We start from the raw sequence: 22526 nt of genomic DNA on the forward strand, positions 1-22526 counted from the left end.
TTACTGCGTCAGACCGGCTTCGCGCACCTTCGCGATCGCGGCGGAAGCCGCCGCGCGATCCGCGAACGGGCCTGCACGCAACAGTGTAGCCGTGCTGCCATCCGACTGCTTGCGATGCTCGACATATGCGGGCACGCCCGCCGATTTCAACTTGGTGGCCCACGAACGGGCCGTCGCGTCATCCTTGAACGACCCGAGCTGCACCGCGAAGCGCGCACCGGCCGGCGACGACGGCGACGACGCGTCGCCGCTGTCCGGGCTCGCGGCGTCGGCATTCGCGACGGCCGCGGGTGCGGGCTTCGGCGCAGCCGGCTTCGCCGCGGGCGCAGCCGGTTTCGGCGCAGGCTTCTGCGGCGTCACGCTCGCCGTGGTCGTGGTATCGGGTTTCGCGGCCGGCTTGGCGGCATCCTTCGGCGCGGGCGCCGGTGCGGCCGCAACGGCCGTGTCGGATGCCGGCGGTTCGTCATGCGCGACGCCGGCCTGCACGTCGGACACATCGTCGTCGCGCGGCGCGACCGCCTGGTGCGCGGGCCGGTTCGGGATGTCGATCGCGATGTCGTCGGTGACCGGCTTCGGGTGCGAATCGAGCACCATCGGCAGCACGATCACCGCGGCGACGACGAGCGCGATCGCGCCGACGAGGCGACGGCGCGCACGTTGCTTTTCTGGAAGGGTCGGATCGAGGAGCAGTGCGTCCGATTCCGGACGCTCGGTGCGGCGCGAGCGTCGCTCGACGCGTTCAGTGCGCTCCGTGCGCACGTTCCGGGAGGCCCCGGTGCGACCGCCGCGCCGCGGGGGCGCGTCGTCGTCTTTCTTGCCGAACGAGAAAATTCCCATGAATGGCTGAGTCCGAAACTGCCCGTCAGTCAGTGTTGCTGCGATTTACGGTAGGCCAGCACGCCGGCAACCGTATGGAAACTGCCGAAAACCACGATTCTATCATTCTCGGATGCTCTTTTTAGTGCATCGCGAAACGCTTCGGCGGGCGACGTGTAACGCGTGACGCTCGAATCGGGCCCGTCCTCCACGCCGGCCTTGCGCAGCGCGGCTTCGAGCTGCTCGGCGGTGGCCGCACGCGGCAGCGGCAGGTCGGTCACGCACCAGTGGTCGATCTCGCCCTTCAGGTGCTGCAGCACGCCGTCGATGTCCTTGTCGTGCATCGCGCCGAACACCGCGTACGTGTACGGGAAGAAACCCATGTTGCCGAGATTCTGCTCGAGCACGGCCGATGCATGCGGGTTGTGCGCGACGTCGAGCACGATCGCCGGCTTGCCGGGCAGCACCTGGAAGCGCCCGGGAAGCTCGACGTTCGCGAGGCCGAGCCGGATGTCCTGCGCCGACACCGGCAGCAACGGGCGCAGCGCCTCGAGCGCGGCGAGCGCGGCCGATGCATTGATCAGCTGATTCGCGCCGCGCAGCGCCGGGTACGCCAGCGCCGGATAGCGCTTCTCGCGACCGAGGTAGCTCCACTGCTGGCGCTCCGCGCCCGCCTGCGCCTCGTAGCGGAAATCGCGGCCGACGAGCCACAGGTCGGCGCCGATCGCTTCCGCGTGGTCGATCAGCGTTTGCGGCGCGGCCGGATCGCCGCAGATCGCCGGCTTGCCGGCACGGAAGATCCCGGCCTTCTCGAACGCGATCTTCTCGCGCGTGTCGCCGAGGTATTCGGTGTGGTCGATGTCGATGCTCGTGACGATCGCGCAATCGGTATCGATGATGTTGACCGCGTCGAGCCGGCCGCCGAGGCCGACTTCGAGGATCACCGCGTCCAGCCCGCGCGACGCGAACAGGTGCAGGATCGCAAGCGTCGTGAATTCGAAGTACGTGAGCGACACGGGCTCGGGCAACGACGTGCGCGCGGCTTCGACGGCCTCGAAGTGCGGCAGCAGTTCGTCATCGGTGACGTTCTGCCCGTTCACGCGCGCGCGCTCGTTGAATTCGAGCAGGTGCGGCGACGTGTGGCAGCCGACCTTGTAGCCCGCGCGCACGAGGATCGTCTCGAGGAACGCGCAGGTCGACCCCTTGCCGTTCGTGCCGCCGACGGTAATGACGGGGCACGTGAATTCGAGTTGCAGCGCCGCCTTGACCTGCCCGATGCGGGTCAGGCCCATGTCGATGCCGACCGGGTGCGCGCGTTCGAGATGCGAAAGCCACGCGTCGAGAGTGGGAAAAGTGCTCATCGGTTCAAATCTGGATCGGTACCGCCACTACGCCAAAAAACGAAGCGCGTCGCCTGACGCGGAAGCCAGGCGACGCGCAGAGTTCACAACCTTGCGCCGGTCAAGCCAGCGCGTCGGCCGGCTGTCGCTGCAGCAGCGCGAGCAGTTGCGCGATCTCGTCGCGCATCTTGCGACGGTCGACGATCATGTCGATCGCGCCCGTCTTGATCAGGAATTCGGCGCGCTGGAAGCCTTCCGGCAGCTTCTCGCGGACCGTCTGCTCGATCACGCGCGGGCCGGCGAAGCCGATCAGCGCCTTCGGTTCGGCGATCACGACGTCGCCGAGGAATGCAAAGCTCGCCGACACGCCACCCATCGTCGGGTCGGTCAGCACCGAAATGAACGGCAGCTTCGCTTCGGCCAGCTTGGTCAGCATCGCGGTGGTTTTCGCCATCTGCATCAGCGACAGCAGGCTTTCCTGCATCCGTGCACCGCCCGAAGCGGTGAAGCAGATGAACGGCACCTGCTGTTCGAGCGCGTTCTGCGCGCCGCGTGCGAAGCGCTCGCCGACCACCGAGCCCATCGAGCCGCCCATGAACGAGAACTCGAAGCAGGCCGCGACCACCGGCAGCGTGTGGATCGCACCGCCCATCACGACCATCGCGTCGGTCTCGCCCGTGTCGTCCATCGCTTCCTTCAGACGATCGGGGTACTTGCGGCTGTCCTTGAACTTCAGCGTGTCGACCGGCACGACTTCCTGACCGATTTCATAACGGCCTTCCGGATCGAGCAGCCCGTCGAGGCGCTCACGCGCACCGATGCGCATGTGGTGATCGCACTTCGGGCACACGTGCAGGTTCGCATCCACGTCGTTGCGGTACAGCACGGCCTCGCAGGACGGGCACTTGACCCACAGGCCTTCCGGAATGCCCTTGCGGCTTTTCGGGTCGGTCTGCTTGATCTTCGGCGGCAACAGTTTGTCGAGCCAGCTCATCGTATGGTTTCCTGTTCCGTGGCGGGCCGGGCCGACCGGCCCGTTCCCGCTTCCTGTGTTGTGTTTATCGCGCCGTCTTGCCCGCGCCGTCCAGGGCGGCGCGCAGCTCGGCAATGAAAGTCTTCAGCGCGGCGGCGGCACCCTCCGGCGCAGCGCTTTCGAGCAGCTGCACGAGGCGGCTGCCGATCACGACCGCGTCCGACACCTCGGCCACCGCGCGCGCCGTTTCGGCGTCGCGGATACCGAAGCCGACGCCGACCGGAACCGGCACGCGCGACTTGATGGCCGGGATTTTACCCGCAATGCTCGAAACATCCAGATTTCCTGCGCCGGTCACGCCCTTGAGCGACACGTAATACACGTAGCCGCTCGCGATCTTGCCGACGTCGGCGATACGTTCGTCAGTCGACGTGGGCGCGAGCAGGAAGATCGGATCGATCTGCGCGGCGCGCATTTTCTCGGCGAACACGCCCGCCTCTTCCGGCGGATAGTCGACGACGAGCACGCCGTCGACACCGGCCGCCTGCGCTTCGGCCGCGAACGCATCGACGCCCATCCGCTCGATCGGGTTCGCATAACCCATCAGCACGACGGGCGTTTTGGGGTCGGTTTCGCGAAAGCGCTTCACGTCGGCGAGCACGCTTTTCAGCGTGACGCCGCGCGCGAGCGCGCGTTCCGACGAGCGCTGGATCACGGGGCCGTCGGCCATCGGGTCCGAGAACGGCACGCCGAGTTCGATCACGTCCGCGCCGCCTTCGGCGAGCGCGTGCATGAATTCGACGGTTTTCGCGGGATCGGGATCGCCGGCCGTGATGAACGGGATCAGGCCCTTACGGCCTTGTTCGGCGAGCGCGGCGAAGGTTTGCTGAATACGGGACATGGCAATTTTTCCTCAATGCTTCGGCGAGGCGGCGGCGCGATTCACGCGCACGCCGGCGCAGCGAGCGCGCTCACGCGCTCGTGCGCGATCGCACAATAGCTTTCGTTGATCTCGTAGCCGACGAAGTCGCGCCCCTGCCGTGCGCAGGCCACCGCGGTCGTGCCGCTGCCCATGAACGGATCGAGCACGCGGCCGCCCGGCGGGCAGCTTGCGAGCACCATCCGCTCGATGATTTCCAGCGGCTTCTGGGTCGGATGGTCGACGCGCTCCGCGTGCTGCCGGTGCAGGCGCGAGACCGACCAGACGTCCTTCGGGTTGTAGCCCATCTCCAGCCACTTGCTGCCTTCGAACAGCTTGCGCGAGCGGGCCTTCTTCGTGTCGGCGTCGTACGGGATGCGGACCGGATCGAGATCGAAGTAATACGCCCTGGAAACCGCGAAAAAGCCGATGTTGTCGTGCACCGACGTGAAACGGCGCGTCGTGCCGCCCATGCTCGGCACGCGCCGGTCCCAGATGATCTCGTTGACCATCGTGAGTTGCGTCTTCAGGAAACTGAAGATTTCCGGCGCGTACTGCCACGTGCAGAAGATGTACATCGACCCGCTCGGCTTCAGCTTCGGAATCGCGAGCTCGAGCCACTCGCGCGTCCACGCGAGAAAGTCGTCGCCCGAACGCTTGTCCGAGTCGTTGCCGTAGTCCTTGCCGAGCCCGTACGGCGGATCGGCGACGATCAGGTCGATCGACGCGTCCGGCAGGTGCGCGGCATCGGTCAGGAAATCGCGGTTGTGCAGTTCGATCCCGGACGGCAGCGCGCGCGGCACGGCGGCGGCGGGCTGAACCGCCCCCGCCTCGCTCGCGGCACCGCCGCCCGGTTCTTCGATCAGGTCACGCATCGGTCGGGGTCAGAGCTCGATGCCCGATCGCTCGGCGACCGTGTGCATGTCCTTGTCGCCGCGGCCCGACAGGTTGACGAGCAGGATCTTGTCCTTCGGCAACGTCGGCGCGAGCTTCACGCCATACGCGATCGCGTGGCTCGACTCGAGCGCGGGAATGATCCCCTCGATCCGGCAGCAGTCGTGGAACGCCTTCAGCGCTTCCTCGTCGGTAATGCCGACGTACTGTGCGCGGCCGCTGTCCTTGAGCCATGCGTGCTCGGGGCCGACGCCCGGATAGTCGAGGCCCGCCGACACCGAATGCGTCTCGATGATCTGGCCGTTGTCGTCCTGCAGCAGGTAGGTACGGTTGCCGTGCAGCACGCCCGGGCTGCCGGCGATCAGCGACGCCGCGTGATGACCCGTGTCGAGGCCGTCGCCGGCCGCTTCGACGCCGATCAGCTGCACCGACGTGTCGTCGATGTACGGATAGAAGATGCCCATCGCGTTCGAGCCGCCGCCGACGCAGGCGATCACCGCGTCCGGCTGCCGGCCCGCGAGCTCGGGCATCTGCACCTTGCACTCGTCGCCGATCACGCGCTGGAAGTCGCGCACCATCATCGGGTACGGGTGCGGGCCCGCGACCGTGCCGATGATGTAGAACGTGCTTTCGATGTTCGTGACCCAGTCGCGCATCGCTTCGTTCAGCGCGTCCTTCAGCGTGCGCGAACCCGATTCGACCGGCACGACCGTAGCTCCAAGCAGCTTCATCCGGTAGACGTTCGCGGCCTGGCGGCGCACGTCTTCCGAGCCCATGTAGACGACACACTCCATCCCGAAGCGGGCGCAGATCGTCGCGGTCGCGACACCGTGCTGGCCGGCACCCGTCTCGGCGATCACGCGCTTCTTGCCCATGCGCTTCGCGAGCAGCGCCTGGCCGATCACGTTGTTGATCTTGTGCGCGCCCGTGTGGTTCAGGTCTTCGCGCTTCAGGTAGATCTGCGCGCCGCCGAGCGTCTCGCTCCAGCGCTGTGCGTGATAGATCGGCGACGGGCGGCCGACGAAATGCTTCAGCTCGCGCTCGAATTCGGCGACGAAATCGGGATCGTTCTGGAATTTTTCATACGCCGCGCGCAGTTCGTCCAGCGCGTGAATCAGCGTCTCGGCGACGAACACGCCGCCATACGGGCCGAAGTGGCCGCGGTCATCAGGAAGGTTGTACATGGTGTCTCTCTCGATCGGTCGGGGCGCCCCGCTTTCGGGGCCGCGCCGGCTTGCATCACCCGGCGTCCGCTTCGCGCACCGCGCGTACGAACGCCGCCATCCGGGCGTGATCCTTCACGCCCTTCGCGCCCTCCACTTCGATGCCACTCGAGACATCGACAGCAAACGGGCGCAACTGGCGAATCGCATCACCGACGTTTTGCGCGCTCAAGCCACCACTCAAAACGGCCCGATGCGCGAGCTCTGCGGGAATAAGAGACCAATCGAAGACCTTGCCGCTACCGCCGTAATCCGGCACCAGGGTGTCGAACAGGAGGCCGCGCGCTTTCGAATAATGAAGTGCCGATTCTACCAAATCGGCCGGCTGCGTCGAGGGGCCGACGCGCACCGCGCGCAACCACGGCAGGCGTGCCGCGCGGCCGAGGGCGTCGCACTGCCCGGGCGTCTCGTCGCCATGGAACTGCAGCAGCGTGAGCGGCACGTCGCGCACGACGGCCTCGATCTCGGCTTCGGTCGCATTCACGAACAGCCCGACCACCGACACGAACGGCGGCGCGAGGCGCGCCAGCTCGGCCGCCTGCGCGATCGTCACCGCGCGCGGGCTCTTCGGGTAGAACACGAGACCGATCGCGTCGGCGCCGAGCGCCGCCGCGTGCAGCACGTCCTCGGGGCGTGACAGGCCGCACAGCTTGATGCGCGTGCGCGGCGGCAGGCCGGCCGCGGCGGGAGTCGAAGGAGACACGGCGTGATCCGTCATGGTTGAGGGTCCAGGTCGGCCCAGACGCTGCTCCACGGCACGCTGCCGAGCTGCGCGGGCGGGACGGCGAATTCCGCCGGGTAGCCGACGTGGGCGAGGTACAGCCCGTCGGCCATGAACGTGGGCGCCGCGAGATTGCGGTCGCGCCCGGCCAGCACGTCGGCAAGCCAGTCGGCCGGATAGCGGCCGCGGCCGACCGCGACGAGGCAGCCCATCAGGTTGCGCACCATGTGGTGCAGGAACGCGTTGGCGCGGAACCGGAAATGAATGAAATGGCCCACGCGCCGCACGTCGATCTGGTACAGGTGTTTGACCGGCGTCTTCGACTGGCATTCCGACGACCGGAACGACGAGAAGTCGTGCTCGCCGATCAGGTGCGCGGCGGCGGCGCGCATCGCGTCATCGTCGAGCGGCGTATGGATCCAGCCCGCGCGCCCCGCCAGCATCGGCGAGCGCACGGGATGCACGTACAGCGCGTAGTAATAGGTGCGCTCGAACGCCGAGAAACGCGCGTGAAACGTCTCCGGCATCGGCTTCGCCCATTGCACCGCCACGGTCGGCGGCAGAAACGCGTTGGTCCCGCGCACCCACGAGAACACCTCGCGATCCAGGTCGGTATCGAAATGCACGACCTGCCCGAGCCCGTGCACGCCCGTGTCGGTCCGCCCGGCCACCGTCGTATGCAGCGGCACGCGCGCGAACTCGGCCAGCGCGTGCTCGAGCCGATCCTGCACGGTCTTGCCGTGCGGCTGCGCCTGCCAGCCGCAGAACGCCGCGCCGTCGTACTGAATGCCAAGCGCGATCCGCATCACGCCTCGTCCGCCAGTTTCGCGAGCAGCGCACGCGCATCGTCGCGCGTCGCGGTGTCGTTCGCGTCGACCACTTCCTGCAGCAGCGTCCGTGCGCCGGACAGGTCGCCCAGCTCGACGTATTCGGTCGCGAGGTCGAGCTTGTTGCGCGCGATGCGGGCGAGTTCGTCCGGCGTCAGCGCCGGCAACGCGGCGCCCGGCGTCGACGGCAGGTCCAGATCGAAGTCGAGCTTCAGTGCGCCGAACTGCGCGCCGCCGAGCGGCGGCAGCGACGACGTCGCGAACGGGCTGCCCGCCTGGCCGGCAGGCGTCGCCGCGTCCGGATCCCAATCGAACTCGTCGTCCTGATCGGCCGGATGTTCGGGGGCCGGATCGATCGCGCCAATCGGAAGGCGTTGGTCGGCTTGACCGTTAGTTGCGACTTTATCGATGTCGGACTGCCTTGCCTGCGCGGCAGACTCGTCCGTCGCCAGCGACGGCTCGTCCTGCGTGCGCGGCGGCAGCGGCATGTCGAGGCTGTTGAGCGCGCTGATCGCGTTCTGCATCAGCGCCTCGTGCTGCGTTTCGGCGGCCGCGGGGGCGCTCGGCGTCTCGGCAGGCTGTTCCGCGGGCTTTTCGGCAGCGATCTTCTCTACCGGCTCTGTATCGTGCGGAGCCGGAGCCGCCTCGCTCGCGGTCGGCACTACGGCGTGCGCGGCCGGCAATTCGGGCTGCTCGTCATGCGTCGGCACCACTTCCGGCGCCGACGGCACATCCGTATCAGGCGTCTCGACCGTCTCCGCCGCTGCGGCAGTGGCCGCGGCAAGGCTCAAATCGGAAGCCGCGTCGCGTGCGACCGGCATCTCGGGCCGGATCGGCAGTTCCGGCTCGACGGACGGCGCGGCTTCGGCTTCTGCCGCCGCAGCCGCGGACCCGCCCGCGACGACCGCAGCAGCCGTCGCGCTCGTACCCGCATCACCCGTTTCTTCCGCGCGCCGGCCCTTCCGGCGCTTGCGCCACGCAAAACCTGCGGCGAGGACGATCACGGCCGCACCGGCCACCGCGGCCGGACGCCAGTCCATCTGCCCGGTACTGCGCGCAGCTGCCGCCACCGGCGCGGCCGGTTGCGCGGGCGCCGATACCGATGCCGGCTGCGCTGCGCTGGCAGCAACGCCGGACGCGGCTTCACTTGCCGCCGGCGCGGCAGCGGATGCGCCCGTATCGTTCGCGGCCGGACGCGGTGCGACAGGTGCAGGCACGGGCGCCGGCGCGACCTCGTTCGGCGTGGCCGGCTTGCCGATGCCGTGCTTCTGCAACTCCATCAGCACGCGGTTCTTCAGCGCCAGCAGTTGCTGCAGGCTCGACGGCCGCGGCTGCGACGCGCCCGTCGCGGGCGCAGCCGCGGCCGGTTCGTTCATGCCCGAAACCTGGCTGCCCGCAACAGGCGGAAGCGCGGCACCGCTCGCGGACGACGGCACCGACTGGATCGCGCCGCTCCACACATGCGGACCGCTTGCACCGGCAACGGGCGCCGCCGGCTGCACGCTTTCGACGGCCGATGCGCCGTGTGCCGCCGAAGCGCCGAGCGACGCCGCCGCACCGGCGGCCGTCGCGACGCTCGCGCCGCTCACCGGAGCCGCATGCACGGCCGGCGCCACCGGCGCGGACGGCACGGTCGCATCCGGGGTCGACCCCGGATGCGGCGCCGACGCACCATGCTGCGCGACCGCCGTGCCGCCGGATGCCGCGGCGGGTGCGGACGCTGCCGCCGTACCCGATGCGCCGGATGCGCCGGATGCAGCGGATGCAGCGGCCGGTGCGAGTGCCGCGCCTGTCGCATCGAGCGCCGGCACGGTCAGCGTCGCACCGACTTTCAGGCGGCTCGCGTCGTGCTTCATGAACGCCTGCGGATTGGCGTCGAACAGCGCGCGGCCGGCGCGCGCGAGCACACCGGGATCGCGCGACTGCGTGGCCGCTTTCGCGATGTCGTTCAGCGACTGGCCGGGCTGGACCGTCACGGTAAGCGGCACTGCACCACCGGCAGCGGACGCCGGCAGTTCGCCGGTGCCGGCCGTCCAGGCCGATGCGGTTGCGCCGAGCGCCAGGATCGCCAGCGCGCCACGCACGGCGCGCGACAGACGGGACTGACGCGGAAACAAGGAAATTCGGGACATCGTTGGCTCTATCGCCGCGCGTAGGCGCGGCTCGGATTCGCGGTTGAAAACATCAATAAAGTTGCCGCAGAAATGCAAAAGCGTCGCGTTGAACGCGACGCTTTCGGCGGGTCTGTGCGTCGTAACCGCGTAGTTTACTTCACGTGATCGGGTTCGGGCCGAATTCGTCGCCGATGGGTGCAACCGGCCGCGTTCGCGCGTCCGCGCGCCCGCCGGCCGGGCCGCTCCGATGCCCGGGTTCACATGGTGCGACCAGCGTTCCCGATCGATCGGAAGCACACCTCCCTCAACTGAAAGATGCCCGGCCGCATCCCGTCCCGAACGAATGGCGCGCCCCTTGCCGCTCACCCGGCGCCCTGCCCACTCCGGGGCTCGATGCCGCGCCACGACCGCGAAATCGGGCACGTTTGCTCAATAAATCGCGCCACCTGCCGTTAATGGATTAGCAATCTCCAATAAAAACAAATCCCGCCGATCACCAAGATCATTCAAATAAATTTCAATTGATCGATAAGAGGCCAATTCCCCTCTCTTATCGTCGAATTGGACACCTCCATCCTCAAACCACCGTGCCACAAGGCTTTCAAGCCTCACCCCAGTTTCATTGCTCATACGAAATCAATCATTTCGACAACAATTCAATTACATTACACAAAATTACACAGATCGAATAATTGCCGTCGCTACGATCGTCTTCAAACAAGAATCGGCGCAGTTCGACCACCGCGTACACACCTGCCGGAAAGGCAGGCACGCGCCTGGCCAGGCTGACGTCGTGAGGTGCCAGGGAGGCATCGCGCAGTCGCACGACTGCATCTACTCACCAGCTCGTTACGGGGATCGAACATGGGCTATCAACAGGGTTTGAGCGGGTTGGCCGGCGCGGCGAACCATCTCGACGTGATCGGCAACAACATCGCGAACGCAAACACGGTCGGCTTCAAGCAGGGGCGCGCGAACTTCGCCGACATGTACGCGAATTCGGTTGCGACGTCGACCAACACGCAGATCGGCATCGGCACGCGGCTCGCGTCGGTGCAGCAGCAATTCGGCCAGGGGACGATCAACACGACGAAGTCGTCGCTCGACATCGCGATCAACGGCAACGGCTTCTTCCAGATGTCGAACAACGGCGTGACGACGTACTCGCGTGACGGCGTATTCCACCGGGACAAGAGCGGCGCCATCGTCGATTCGCAAAACCGCAACCTGATGGGCTATGCGGCAGGCCCGGGCGGCGCGATCAATACCGCGGCGACCGTGCCGCTGCAGGCGCCGACCAACAACATCGCCCCGCAGGCGACGACGAAGATCACCGGCCAGTTCAACCTGAATTCGCAGGACAAGGTGCCGGCCAAGACGCCGTTCAACCCGGGCGACAACACGACGTACAACTACAATTCGTCGATCCAGGTCTACGACACGCTCGGCGGCTCGCAGCAGGTGTCGATGTATTTCACGAAGAACGCGGCCGGCACCTGGCAGGCCTACGCGGGCGTGCAGGGCCAGGCGCCGACGAATCTCGGCACCGTCACGTTCGACACATCGGGCCGGATCACCTCGACGACGTCGGCCGCCACCGGCCAGCCGACGCCGAGCCTCGGTCAGTTCGCGTTTTCGATCCCCAACGCGTCGGGCGGCGCCAATCCGCAGAACCTGACGCTCGACCTGGGCGGCACGACGCAGTTCGGCGGAAAAAGCGGCGTGACCAACCTCGCACAAGACGGCTTCGCGAGCGGCACGCTGACGACGTTCTCGATCGGCACCGACGGCAAGCTGACCGGCAATTACTCGAACGGCCAGAGCGCGGTGCTCGGCCTGATCGCGCTCGCGAACTTCAACAACCCGAACGGGCTCGAGAACATTGGCGGCAATCAGTATGTGGAAACCGCCGCGTCGGGCGTGCCGCAGATCTCCGCGCCGGGCAGCACGAACCACGGCACGCTGCAGGGAAGTGCGCTGGAAAACTCGAACGTCGACCTGACGACCGAGCTCGTGAACCTGATCAAGGCGCAGCGCGATTACCAGGCCAATGCGCAGACGATCAAGACCCAGCAGACCGTCGACCAGACGCTGCTGAACATGCGCTGACGCGCACATGAAAAACGCGCCGCGCCAGCCTTGATATCGTCAAGGCCGGCGCGGCGCGCCATCTTGTGCAACGCGGCCCGCGCATCGCGGGCCGGACACACGAGCTTACTTGTCGAGCAGGATGCGCAGCATGCGGCGCAGCGGCTCGGCCGCACCCCACAGCAGCTGGTCGCCGACCGTGAACGCCGACAGGTATTCGCCGCCCATCGCGAGCTTGCGCAGGCGGCCGACCGGCACCGTCAGCGTGCCCGTGACGTTCGCCGGCGACAGGTCGCGCATCGACGCTTCACGCTCGTTCGGCACGACCTTCACCCAGTCGTTCGCCGACGCGAGGATGCCGTTGATCTCGTCGAGCGGCACGTCCTTGTTCAGCTTGATCGTCAGAGCCTGCGAGTGGCAGCGCATTGCGCCGATCCGCACGCACAGGCCGTCGACCGGGATCGAACCCGGCTCGCCCATCGCCGGCTTGCCGAGGATCTTGTTGGTTTCCGCGCCGCCCTTCCACTCTTCCTTCGACATCCCGTTGCCGAGATCCTTGTCGATCCACGGGATCAGCGAGCCGGCGAGCGGCACGCCGAAGTTGCTGGTCGGCATCGCGTCGCTGTTCATCGCGGCCAGCACGCGGCGGTCGATGTCGAGGATCGCGGATGCCGGATCGGCGAGCTGCTCCTTCACCGCGCCGTTCAGCGTGCCCATCTGCGACAGCAGTTCGCGCATGTTCTGCGCGCCCGCGCCCGATGCGGCCTGGTAGGTCATCGCCGTCATCCAGTCGACGAGGTTCTCGCGGAACAGGCCGCCGAGCGCCATCAGCATCAGGCTGACCGTGCAGTTGCCGCCGATGAAGTTCTTCGTGCCCTTGACGAGCGCATCCTTGATCACGTCGAGGTTGACCGGATCGAGGATGATGACCGCGTCGTCCTTCATCCGCAGCGACGATGCCGCATCGATCCAGTAGCCGTTCCAGCCCGCCGCGCGCAGCTTCGGGAACACGTCGTTCGTGTAGTCGCCGCCCTGGCACGTGATGATCACGTCGCACTTCTTCAGCTCGTCGACGTTGGTCGCGTCCTTGAGCGTAGTCTCGTTTTTCGCGAACGACGGCGCTTTGCCGCCCGTGTTGCTGGTGCTGAAAAACACCGGTTCGATCAGGTCGAAATCGCCCTCTTCCTGCATGCGCTGCATCAGGACGCTGCCGACCATGCCGCGCCAACCTACGAGACCTACGTTCATGACTAACCCTTTGATGGAGCTTCCCCGCCATTTCCGTCCCCGGTGTGACCGCGCGGGGAAATAGGCGGGCACGACGGACGATCAGCGTTTAATGATCGTTTTCGTGGTAATGGTTTTCGTGATGACGATGGCGCGCGCACCCGCACGGGCAATGTTGCCGTGGAGTTTCAAGACCGGGGAGATCAGGGAAATTTGCGCCATCGTTCGAGTCTACACAAAGCCGGTTGCCCGCACAACGGCCAACCGCGCGCGAACCGGCCGATTTCGCGGCCCGTTCGCGCCCTTTCTACTTGCTTGCGTTACAGCGCCGCGACCACCGCGTCGCCCATCGCCGTCGTGCCGACCTGCTTGCCACCCGGCGTCGCGATATCGCCCGTGCGGTAGCCCTGTTCGAGCACCGTTTTCACCGCGCGCTCGATGCGATCGGCCTGCTCCGCACGATTCAGCGAGTAACGCAGCATCATCGCGGCCGACAGGATCGTCGCGAGCGGGTTCGCGATGCCCTTGCCCGCGATGTCCGGCGCCGAACCGTGCGACGGTTCGTACAGGCCCTTGTTGTTCTTGTCGAGCGACGCCGACGGCAGCATGCCGATCGAGCCCGTCAGCATCGACGCTTCATCCGACAGGATGTCGCCGAACATGTTGCCGGTGACGATCACGTCGAACTGCTTCGGCGCCTTCGCGAGCTGCATCGCCGCGTTGTCGACGTACATGTGCGACAGCTCGACGTCCGCGTACTCCTTCGACACGTCGATCATGATGTCGCGCCAGAACTGCGACGTTTCGAGCACGTTCGCCTTGTCGACCGACAGCAGCTTCTTCGCGCGCTTGCGGGCCGCCTGGAACGCGACGTGCGCGATGCGGCGCACTTCCGGTTCCGAATAGCGCATCGTGTCGAAGCCTTCGCGTTCGCCCGCGAACAGGCCGTCCGGTGCGGCCCGCACGCCGCGCGGCTGGCCGAAGTAGATGTCGCCGTTCAGTTCGCGCACGATCAGGATGTCGAGGCCCGCAACCAGCTCGGGCTTCAGCGGCGACGCATCGACGAGCTGCGGGTAGCAGATCGCCGGGCGGAAGTTCGCGAACAGCTCGAGATGCTTGCGCAGCCCGAGGATCGCCTGCTCGGGGCGCAGCGCGCGCCCGAGCGAGTCGTACTTCCAGTCGCCCACGGCGCCGAACAGGATCGCGTCGGCTTCCTTCGCGAGCTTCAGCGTCGCGTCGGGCAGCGGATGACCGCTTGCCTCGTAGCCCGCGCCGCCAACCGGCGCCTGTTCGAGTTCGAACTTCTCGTCGAGTGCGTTCAGCACCTTCACCGCTTCATTGACGATTTCCGGACCGATGCCGTCGCCGGGCAGCACTGCAATCTTCATGCGAAATTCCTGACTGGATAGGTTTTATGAGGCAGGCCGGCGAGCGCGCCGCCGGCGCGCCCGCCCGAAAGGCACGTCAGCCGACCAGCTTGGTATTGAGCCACGGCTGCTTCACGAGGCGCTCGGCCTCGAACTGGCGAATCTTGTCCGCGTGGCGCAGCGTGAGGCCGATGTCGTCGAAGCCGTTCAGCAGGCAGTACTTGCGGAACGCGGCGATCTCGAACGGATACTCGCGGCCGTCGCCCGAACGCACGACCTGCGCGTCGAGGTCGATCGTCAGTTGAAAACCGTTGAACGCAGCCGTCTCGTTGAACAGGTGATCGACCTGCTGCTCGGTCAGCACGATCGGCAGCAGCCCGTTCTTGTAGCAGTTGTTGAAGAAGATGTCCGCGAAGCTCGGCGCGATGATCGCGCGGAAGCCGTACTGCTGCAGTGCCCACGGCGCGTGCTCGCGCGAGCTGCCGCAGCCGAAGTTCTTGCGCGCGAGCAGCACGGATGCACCCTGGTAGCGCGGCTGGTTCAGCACGAAGTCGGGATTCAGCGGGCGCTTCGAGTTGTCCTGACCCGGCTCGCCGTGATCGAGGTAACGCCATTCGTCGAACGCGTTCGGACCGAAGCCCGTGCGCTTGATCGACTTCAGGAACTGCTTCGGGATGATCGCATCGGTGTCGACGTTCTCGCGATCGAGCGGCGCCACGACGCCGGTATGCACAATGAATTTTTCCATGATCCGTCTATCCGGTTGAAGGGCCGGCGTTCAGCCGGCGCACATCGACAAATTCTCGGCGGGAATCGTCACTCCGCGGCGCGCTTCAGCGCATTGCCGGCGGCGTTGACGTCCTGCCCGAAGCCCTGGACGGTATTGCAGCCCGCAAGGCCGAAGCCCAGCCCCGCAAGCGCCAGCGCGGCAACCAGCCGCGTTATGACCTTCGATGCCGTCACGCGTTACCCCAGCTTGCGAATGTCGACGAAGTGACCTTCGATCGCCGCGGCCGCCGCCATCGCGGGGCTCACGAGGTGCGTGCGACCGCCCGCGCCCTGCCGGCCTTCGAAGTTGCGGTTCGACGTCGACGCGCAGCGCTCGCCCGGATCCAGCCGGTCGGCGTTCATCGCGAGGCACATCGAGCAGCCCGGCTCGCGCCATTCGAAGCCGGCGTCCGTGAACACCTTGTCGAGCCCTTCGCGCTCGGCCTGCGCCTTCACGAGGCCCGAGCCCGGCACGACCATCGCGAGGCGCACGTTCGACGCGACACGACGGTTCAGCTTCTTCACGACGTAAGCGGCTGCGCGGATGTCCTCGATGCGCGCGTTCGTGCACGAACCGATGAAGATCTTGTCGACCTTGATCGACTCGATCGGCGTGTTCGGCTCGAGCGCCATGTAGGCCAGCGCACGCTCCATCGCGTCGCGCTTGACCGGATCCTTCTCGCGTTCGGGATCGGGCACGCGACCGTCGATCGACGTGACCATTTCCGGCGACGTTCCCCACGTGACCTGCGGCACGATCTCGGCCGCGTTCAGCTCGACCACGCGATCGAACTGCGCGCCTTCGTCCGACTTGAACTGACGCCAGTATTCGACGGCCTGATCCCATTCCGCGCCGGTCGGCACGAACGGACGGCCCTTCAGGTAATCGATGGTCGTGTCGTCCACCGCGACCATGCCCGCGCGCGCGCCGGCTTCGATCGCCATGTTGCAGACGGTCATGCGGCCTTCCATCGTCAGCGCGCGGATCGTCGAGCCGCCGAATTCGATCGCGTAGCCCGTGCCGCCGGCCGTGCCGATCTTGCCGATGATCGCGAGCACGATGTCCTTCGCGGTACAGCCGCGCGGCAGCGCACCCTCGACCTTCACGAGCATGTTCTTGCTCTTCTTCTGCAGCAGGGTTTGCGTGGCGAGCACGTGCTCGACTTCCGACGTGCCGATGCCGTGTGCAAGCGCGCCGAACGCGCCGTGCGTCGACGTATGCGAATCGCCGCACACGATCGTCATGCCCGGCAGCGTCGCGCCCTGCTCCGGCCCGATGATGTGGACGATGCCCTGGCGCACGTCGTTCATCTTGAACTGCGTGATGCCGAACGCATCGCAGTTCGCGTCGAGCGTGTCGACCTGCAGCTTCGAGACGGGATCGGCGATGCCGTGGCTGCGATCGGTGGTCGGCACGTTGTGGTCCGACACGGCCAGGTTCGCGCTGATGCGCCACACCGGACGCTGCGCGATCTTCAGCCCTTCGAATGCCTGCGGGCTCGTGACTTCATGCAGCAGCTGACGGTCGATGTAGAGCAAAGTCGTGCCGTCTTCCTCGGTGTGGACCACGTGGGTGTTCCACAGTTTGTCGTAGAGAGTCTGTGCCATGGGTATGCGGGGTCGTTGTGACTACAAGCCTTGCGGATGCGGTCGATTATGCCACGCAGAACGCGTCACGGCGCGGGCCGCACGCGAAAAAACCCATTAAAAACAGTGGTTTGGCTGGTAGTACCAATACCTGTATCGGCATTACCCGGCAAATGCGGGCGCGAACGGCGCGGCGGCGGTTGCAGCCGTCGCGTGGGACGCATGTCGCGGCGACACGCGACGGCTGGCCGCCTTCGTGGGGTCGGTATCGCGCTGCACGCAGAAGCGCTGCGCGTCCTCCGGCGAGTGGAAGCGGCCGTTGCGGAACAACACCCTTCGCTGCGACGTGTCGTGCAGCGACGGCGTCTTGAACGGCCCGTAGCTCGCGATTGCGCCGCACACCGGGCGCCCGGAACGTGAAGTCGTTCGGCGGTGGATGCCGCGAGTGCCCCGCAGCGTCAGCCGTTCGGGTATTCGCGGTTGATCAGGTCGAGCCGCAGCATCCCGAGTTGCACGCCGACGTTGCTCAGCAGGTAAAGATCGCGGCGCCGCAAGGCCGGCATCTGCGCGGACGCGTCGTAGAGCGACGGCAGCGTCAGGCCCGCCGGCACCGCGGCCTGAATCCCCGCGGTTTTCGACACGCGCACGGCAATCGACGCCTGATCCGAATGCGTGACGACACCGACGCTGCCGAGTGCCGAGGCCGAGCCGGCCTGCCTGACGATCGCGGTTACGACGCCGTCGGGCGTCGGTATCGGGCTGCCGGCGGCCGGCGCCGGTGTCGCGATCGACGTCACGCCGGCCGTCAGCCCGTATTTCGACGCGAGCACGCTCGCGACTTCCTGCTGCGCAAAGATCCGCGCGGCGACCTTCTGGCGCAGCAGGAACACGGCGTCGGCAATCGCCTCGTTCACGGGGTCGGGCACCGGCGCGGCGCCCGACGACGGCGCGGCGCGACTGCCGAAAGCGAATGCGGCAATCGTGTTGATGGCCGTGGCCTGGACGGTCGGCGGCGTCCACGAGAAAAACGTCTCGAACAGGTAACCGGCCTCGTCGGCGGCGGCTGCGCGGTCGTTCAGTTCGTTCGTCAGCTTGCCGAGCATCTGGCGTTGCAGCTCGGCATCTGAAACGGGAGCGTCGCCGGCGAAGCCCGGCGTGCTGGCGGCACCGGTCGCGGCAAGCGCGGCAGCGGAAGCGAGGAAATGGCGGCGGGTCTGCATGGTCATCGGAATCGGGAGAAAGAGAGTGCGTCAGCCCTTCGGGAACGCCTGCATCGTCGCGCCGACCGCGCGGGCGAGCATCTGCGCATACATGTCGTGCACGAGGTACAGGCTGCGGTTGCGCGTCCACGGCTGGCCCGACTGCGGGTCGTAGCGCGTCGGCAACGGCACCTCGGCAACCGCGGCCGCCTTCATGCCCGCCTGCTGCGAGGTCTGGATGCAGCGCTTCGCGTGATCCCGATGGCCGACCACCGCGACGCTGCCCATCGCGGCCGCGCCGCCCGCGCGCGCCGCGGCCTCAGCGGCCACGCCGGCCGTGCTGAGGTACACGATCGTGCCGTCGCTCGCGATCACGGGCTCGATCGACGACAGCACGTCGGCGCCCATCCCGTATTTCGACACGAGAAAGCGGGCGATCTCCCACTGCGCGTAGACCTTGACCGGCTTCAGTTGCCGAATGCGATAGACGGCGTCCGCGAGCGCTTCGTTGACAGGCCCCGGATCGGGCAGCGCGGACTGGTTGCCGCCCGTGCTCGACGTATTGCCGCTTGCCGCGTTCGGGCGATTGCCGAAGCTGTACGCGACGATCGCGCCGGCCTGGGCCGCCGGCATCGTCGGCAGGTCCCACGCAAACCCGACGTCGGTCAGCGCCGGCTGGATCGCGCCGACCGTCGCGGCATCGCCGAGCTGCGCATTCAGCTTCGCGGACATCTGCGCGGCCAGCGCGGCGTCGGTAACGGGCATCGACGTGACGTCGTCGCCGCCGCATGCGCTCAGCAGCGGCACCGCCGCGACGGCCGGCGCGGCGGCCAGGAATTTTCTGCGTGAGGAAGCCAGCGGATTCAGTTTCATGAGAAATACGAAATGATGCGAATGACGTCGACGCGATACCTCGGCGTCGCATTCACGGTCACGGGAAATCGCAATCGGGCGAGTCGCGCAGGTGGCGACGGACGGCAGTACCGCAGCGCGGACCGAATCGCCGCGCTTGCGTCGATTGACGAGCCCGGATCGTAGTCGGCGTTTGTTAAATTGCGGTGAAGCTCGCGAGCCAATACGCGCAATCGCATCGTCGTTTCGCGGATGGATGCCTGCGTTTCACATAGGGTGAACGCCTGCGCGATTCGTTCCACGGATGGCGATCATGCGCTCCGCGCGACTTCCCGGCATGACGCGCTACGATCGCGCAACGCACATGGGCAATCCCCACGCCCCGGACCCGGAGTACACCACGATGAAGCTCGGCCTGAACGAATCGCTCACCCGTCTCGACGAAGAAGGCACGCTGTTCACGACGCTGTTTCGCCACGGCACGCTCGACGTCGAGCTGTACCGGCCGCGCATCGAGGACAAGCAGAAGCCGCACGCGCGCGACGAGGTCTACGTGATCGCCACCGGCACGTCGCACTTCGTCGTCGACGGACGCGAATGCGCGGTCGCGTCCGGTGACGTGCTGTTCGTCCCGGCACACGCCGACCACCGCTTCACCGGCTTCTCCGGCGACTTCTCGACCTGGGTGTTCTTCTACGGCCCCGAAGGCGGCGAGCGCGGCGCGTAGCGTGCGATGGCGATGCGCGGCACTTTTCCCGCGATCGCCTAGACTGTCTATTCGCAGCGGGCGGCGCGCGACGCGCGGCCGCCCGATCGTCACGATGCCGGTGGCAGCCGCTTCAACGAACGGGAAAACAGCATGCGATACGAACTGTATTACTGGCCCGAGATCCAGGGCCGAGGCGAATATGTGCGGCTCGCGCTCGAGGCGGCGGAAGCCGACTACGTCGACGTCGCGCGCGAATCGGGGCGCGGCATGGGGGTGCCGGCGATGATGCGCATGATGGACAGCGCGAAGGCGGAATGCGTGCCGTTTGCGCCGCCGTTCCTGAAAGCCGGCGACCTGGTGGTCGGGCAGACCGCGAACATCCTGCTGTTTCTCGGCGCGCGGCTCGGGCTCGCGCCGGACGACGAAGCCGGCCGGCTGTGGGTGCACCAGCTTCAGTTGACCGTGGCCGATTTCGTCACCGAGATCCACGACACGCACCATCCGATCGCAAGCGGCCTCTACTACGAGGACCAGCAGGCGGAAGCCGCCGAGCGCGCGGCCGATTTCCTCGAAAACCGGCTGCCGAAATTCCTCGGTTACTTCGAGCGCGTACTCGACCAGAACCCGCACAAGAGCGGCTACATCGCCGGCCATACACTCAGCTATGCGGACCTGTCGATGTTCCAGTTGATCGAGGGGCTGCGTTACGCGTTTCCGAAAGCGATGAAGCGCGCGGAGCGGAAAATCGCGGCGCTGGTCGCGCTGCACGACCGCGTCGCGGAGCATCCGCCGGTGGCGCGCTACCTCGCGTCGGAACGCCGCATCCCGTTCAACGACATGGGCATCTTCCGGCACTATCCGGAGCTGGACAAGTAACGCCGGCACCGCATCCGCGCCGCCTCAGGCAGGGCGGCCGATGCCCCGCTCACGCGACGACCGGCGTCTCGTGCAAATGGCGCCACACGATCAGCCCGTCCGCCTCGCGCCGGAACACGACCGTCGAGCGCCGCACCGTGCGCTGCCCTTGCGCGTCGGTCTGCGTCTCGCGATAGCCGATCGTCGCGCCATCGGACCACACGGCAAGCCCGCGCAACTCGTCGATGTCGATCACCAGCCCGGGGCGCGCGCCGTGCCCGTGTGAAAACAGCGCATCGATGCCCGCGTAATCGAGCACCGTGCCCGACATCGTGATCATCGAAAATCCCGGCGAGAAGCGCGCCATCAGCGTCGCGAGCCGCTCGGGGCCGGCACGGCCGGACAACCAGCACGCGATGTCGGCAACGGTGTCGACGACTTCCTTGAAATACGGATTCGGCAAATTCATAAGGCTCTCAGGTTCTCACGAGTGGGATGAAACGGGTTGCGCGACCGGCGCACGGTATGCGGGAAGCCGCGCAATCAGGCCCAGCGGCAGCAACGTCAGCACGACCGCCAGCCCGAAGCACCAGCGGTACGGCGCGAGCGACGGCCCGCCCGCGTCGAACGCCAGCAACGCATTGAGTGCGCTGCCGAGCACGGCCACGCCGACGCAGAAGCTCAACTGGCGGTTGATGTTCCACAGCGCGCTCGCGTCGCCCATCCGGTCGGCAAGCACATCGACGAACGCCGCGCTTTGCGACGTGCTCGTGCACAGGCTCGCGCCGAACCCCATCGCCGCGAATGCCGCGATGCGCACGGCTTCGACGCCGGCCCAGGGGGTCGCGAGCAGTGCGATGCCGACGCAATCGATCGCGATGCCGCTCGCGAATAACGGCTTCGCGCCGTGGCGCGCAAAGCAGCGGCGCGTGGTCGCGATCGCGAAGCACGCCGCGATCGCCCACGGCAGCATCAGCGCGCCGGCATGCGCAGCGCTCAACCCGAGCGCGTTCTGCAGATAGAGCGACGCGACGAGGTTGACGCCCGTGAAGACGCCCGGCACGCACAGATAGACCACCACGCCGGTTCGCAGCAGCGGCTGGGCGAGCAGGCGCAGGTCGACGACCGGCGACAGGGCGCGACGCGCATGCGCCGCATAGCCTGCGCCTGCCGCGCTCGCGACGGCCAGCATCGCGAGCGGGAATACCGCGCCGCCGGGCTGCCCCGCGGCGGTCAGCCCGAGCAGCAGCGCGACGAGCGTGACCGCACTCAGGCCGAGCCCCGGCCAGTCGAGCCGCGGCGGCCGGTCGCGCGCGCCGTCGTGCGGCAGCCATGCGAACGCGAGCGCGCAGGTCGCGGCCGCGATCGGCAACATCACGAAGAAGATCGCGCGCCACGAACCGCGATCGACGATCGCCCCGCCGATCGCCGGCGACAACGCGGGCACGAGCAGCGCGACCATCATCACGACCGACGTGAGCCGCGCCCGCGCCTGCGGCGGATACGCGCGATAGGCCATCGTCTGCCCGACCGGAATCAGCAGCCCGCCGCCGAGCCCCTGGACCAGCCGCCACGCGAGCAGCGTCTCGATCGACGGCGACGCGCCGACGCCGGCACTGCCGAGCCCGAACAGCAGCAGCGATGCCGCGAACACGCGCCGCTCGCCGCAGCGGCGCGCGAGCCACGTGCCGAACGGAATCACGACGGTCAGGCCGAGCACGTACATGTTGCCGACCCACGCAAGCTGCGCGACCGACGCGTGCAGCTTGCGCTGCAGCGCCGGATACGCGGCGTTCAGCATGAACATGTTCGCGAGGTCGATCGCGAAGCCGAGCAGGTAGACGGCGGCGATTCTGGAACGGTCTGGCATGGCGGCGGGAACATCACGAAACGCCGCAGTGTAGAAGCCGGCACGCGTATCGGTAAGCGGCCGGATGCGACGAGTCCCGTCGCAATTTTTTGACAATCGGATCGCGCCGCCCCAACGCCGTAGCGCCGCAACGCCGCGCGGCCGCACATTCGGGTACCCTTCGAGCGATCCAACAGC

At 67.1% G+C, this 22526-nt stretch carries 24 protein-coding genes; 3 read left to right on the forward strand and 21 right to left on the reverse strand.

Going from position 1 to position 22526, the window contains the following annotated elements; genetic code table 11:
- From APZ15_RS19440 to APZ15_RS41040, 10 genes are all read right to left on the reverse strand, one after another.
- On the reverse strand, window positions 1–837 hold the full coding sequence (locus APZ15_RS19440; RefSeq protein ID WP_027791149.1) for an SPOR domain-containing protein: 837 nt from the start codon (window positions 835–837) through the stop codon (window positions 1–3).
- A gap of 29 nt (window positions 838–866) precedes the next feature.
- A complete protein-coding gene (folC, locus tag APZ15_RS19445) occupies window positions 867–2177 on the reverse strand; it encodes a bifunctional tetrahydrofolate synthase/dihydrofolate synthase (protein ID WP_027791148.1) in 1311 nt (436 codons plus the stop codon).
- A 100-nt stretch (window positions 2178–2277) separates the two neighbouring features.
- Window positions 2278–3150, reverse strand: a complete 873-nt coding sequence (gene accD, locus APZ15_RS19450) for an acetyl-CoA carboxylase, carboxyltransferase subunit beta (RefSeq protein ID WP_021158729.1) — start codon at window positions 3148–3150, stop codon at window positions 2278–2280.
- Between the two features lie 64 nt (window positions 3151–3214).
- Entirely contained in the window at window positions 3215–4030 is an 816-nt protein-coding gene (gene trpA / locus APZ15_RS19455; RefSeq protein WP_027791147.1) for a tryptophan synthase subunit alpha, read from the reverse strand.
- A 41-nt stretch (window positions 4031–4071) separates the two neighbouring features.
- A complete protein-coding gene (locus APZ15_RS19460; protein ID WP_027791146.1) occupies window positions 4072–4923 on the reverse strand; it encodes a DNA-methyltransferase in 852 nt (283 codons plus the stop codon).
- A gap of 9 nt (window positions 4924–4932) precedes the next feature.
- Window positions 4933–6126: a tryptophan synthase subunit beta gene (trpB, locus tag APZ15_RS19465; protein ID WP_027791145.1), complete on the reverse strand. Its 1194-nt coding sequence runs from the start codon at window positions 6124–6126 to the stop codon at window positions 4933–4935.
- Between the two features lie 55 nt (window positions 6127–6181).
- Window positions 6182–6883 (reverse strand): phosphoribosylanthranilate isomerase, encoded by a 702-nt coding sequence (locus APZ15_RS19470; RefSeq protein ID WP_027791144.1) that lies wholly within the window; start codon window positions 6881–6883, stop codon window positions 6182–6184.
- Window positions 6880–7692 (reverse strand): tRNA pseudouridine(38-40) synthase TruA, encoded by an 813-nt coding sequence (gene truA, locus APZ15_RS19475; RefSeq protein WP_027791143.1) that lies wholly within the window; start codon window positions 7690–7692, stop codon window positions 6880–6882. The genes APZ15_RS19470 and truA overlap by 4 nt, the downstream gene beginning before the upstream one ends.
- Window positions 7692–9845 carry a motility hub landmark protein FimV gene (locus APZ15_RS19480; RefSeq protein WP_027791142.1) on the reverse strand — a complete coding sequence of 718 codons (2154 nt, stop codon included), beginning with the start codon at window positions 9843–9845 and terminating at the stop codon, window positions 7692–7694. Before APZ15_RS19480 ends, truA begins: the two co-directional genes overlap by 1 nt.
- A gap of 411 nt (window positions 9846–10256) precedes the next feature.
- Window positions 10257–10457: a hypothetical protein gene (locus APZ15_RS41040; protein ID WP_138143384.1), complete on the reverse strand. Its 201-nt coding sequence runs from the start codon at window positions 10455–10457 to the stop codon at window positions 10257–10259.
- A gap of 234 nt (window positions 10458–10691) precedes the next feature.
- On the opposite strand from APZ15_RS41040, the gene flgE reads away from it, so the two are divergent.
- Window positions 10692–11936 carry a flagellar hook protein FlgE gene (gene flgE, locus APZ15_RS19485; RefSeq protein WP_027791141.1) on the forward strand — a complete coding sequence of 415 codons (1245 nt, stop codon included), beginning with the start codon at window positions 10692–10694 and terminating at the stop codon, window positions 11934–11936.
- A 105-nt stretch (window positions 11937–12041) separates the two neighbouring features.
- Here flgE and asd read toward each other — a convergent pair whose 3' ends face one another.
- The 9 genes from asd to APZ15_RS19530 all read right to left on the reverse strand — a co-directional run bounded on the left by asd (window position 12042) and on the right by APZ15_RS19530 (window position 18936).
- Complete coding sequence (asd, locus tag APZ15_RS19490; RefSeq protein ID WP_027791140.1) at window positions 12042–13163, reverse strand: aspartate-semialdehyde dehydrogenase; 1122 nt, start codon at window positions 13161–13163, stop codon at window positions 12042–12044.
- An 81-nt stretch (window positions 13164–13244) separates the two neighbouring features.
- Entirely contained in the window at window positions 13245–13364 is a 120-nt protein-coding gene (locus tag APZ15_RS19495) for a hypothetical protein (RefSeq protein ID WP_021158720.1), read from the reverse strand.
- 98 nt (window positions 13365–13462) lie between these two features.
- Window positions 13463–14530: a 3-isopropylmalate dehydrogenase gene (gene leuB, locus APZ15_RS19500; RefSeq protein ID WP_027791139.1), complete on the reverse strand. Its 1068-nt coding sequence runs from the start codon at window positions 14528–14530 to the stop codon at window positions 13463–13465.
- A gap of 76 nt (window positions 14531–14606) precedes the next feature.
- Entirely contained in the window at window positions 14607–15257 is a 651-nt protein-coding gene (gene leuD / locus APZ15_RS19505) for a 3-isopropylmalate dehydratase small subunit (RefSeq protein ID WP_027791138.1), read from the reverse strand.
- Between the two features lie 68 nt (window positions 15258–15325).
- Window positions 15326–15472: an entericidin A/B family lipoprotein gene (locus APZ15_RS19510; RefSeq protein WP_027791137.1), complete on the reverse strand. Its 147-nt coding sequence runs from the start codon at window positions 15470–15472 to the stop codon at window positions 15326–15328.
- Window positions 15473–15475: 3 nt separating this feature from the next.
- The gene (leuC, locus tag APZ15_RS19515) at window positions 15476–16885 is read right to left on the reverse strand and encodes a 3-isopropylmalate dehydratase large subunit (RefSeq protein ID WP_021158716.1); all 1410 of its coding nucleotides are present in this window, start codon (window positions 16883–16885) and stop codon (window positions 15476–15478) included.
- Between the two features lie 141 nt (window positions 16886–17026).
- Window positions 17027–17266, reverse strand: a complete 240-nt coding sequence (locus APZ15_RS42225) for a hypothetical protein (protein ID WP_027791136.1) — start codon at window positions 17264–17266, stop codon at window positions 17027–17029.
- 56 nt (window positions 17267–17322) lie between these two features.
- A complete protein-coding gene (locus tag APZ15_RS19525) occupies window positions 17323–18084 on the reverse strand; it encodes a hypothetical protein (RefSeq protein ID WP_027791135.1) in 762 nt (253 codons plus the stop codon).
- Window positions 18085–18114: 30 nt separating this feature from the next.
- Window positions 18115–18936 (reverse strand): hypothetical protein, encoded by an 822-nt coding sequence (locus tag APZ15_RS19530; RefSeq protein WP_027791134.1) that lies wholly within the window; start codon window positions 18934–18936, stop codon window positions 18115–18117.
- 382 nt (window positions 18937–19318) lie between these two features.
- Between APZ15_RS19530 and APZ15_RS19535 the strand changes: the two genes are divergently transcribed.
- Both APZ15_RS19535 and APZ15_RS19540 read left to right on the forward strand, forming a co-directional pair.
- Complete coding sequence (locus APZ15_RS19535) at window positions 19319–19642, forward strand: cupin domain-containing protein (RefSeq protein ID WP_027791133.1); 324 nt, start codon at window positions 19319–19321, stop codon at window positions 19640–19642.
- A gap of 132 nt (window positions 19643–19774) precedes the next feature.
- Complete coding sequence (locus tag APZ15_RS19540) at window positions 19775–20500, forward strand: glutathione S-transferase (RefSeq protein WP_027791132.1); 726 nt, start codon at window positions 19775–19777, stop codon at window positions 20498–20500.
- 49 nt (window positions 20501–20549) lie between these two features.
- Here the strand turns inward: APZ15_RS19540 and APZ15_RS19545 are convergent, their stop codons facing one another.
- Window positions 20550–20948: a hypothetical protein gene (locus tag APZ15_RS19545; protein WP_027791131.1), complete on the reverse strand. Its 399-nt coding sequence runs from the start codon at window positions 20946–20948 to the stop codon at window positions 20550–20552.
- A gap of 15 nt (window positions 20949–20963) precedes the next feature.
- Window positions 20964–22349, reverse strand: a complete 1386-nt coding sequence (locus APZ15_RS19550) for an MFS transporter (protein WP_027791130.1) — start codon at window positions 22347–22349, stop codon at window positions 20964–20966.
- Window positions 22350–22526 lie beyond the last annotated feature (177 nt).

The sequence above is a fragment of the Burkholderia cepacia ATCC 25416 genome (genome assembly GCF_001411495.1).
Classification (GTDB): domain Bacteria; phylum Pseudomonadota; class Gammaproteobacteria; order Burkholderiales; family Burkholderiaceae; genus Burkholderia; species Burkholderia cepacia.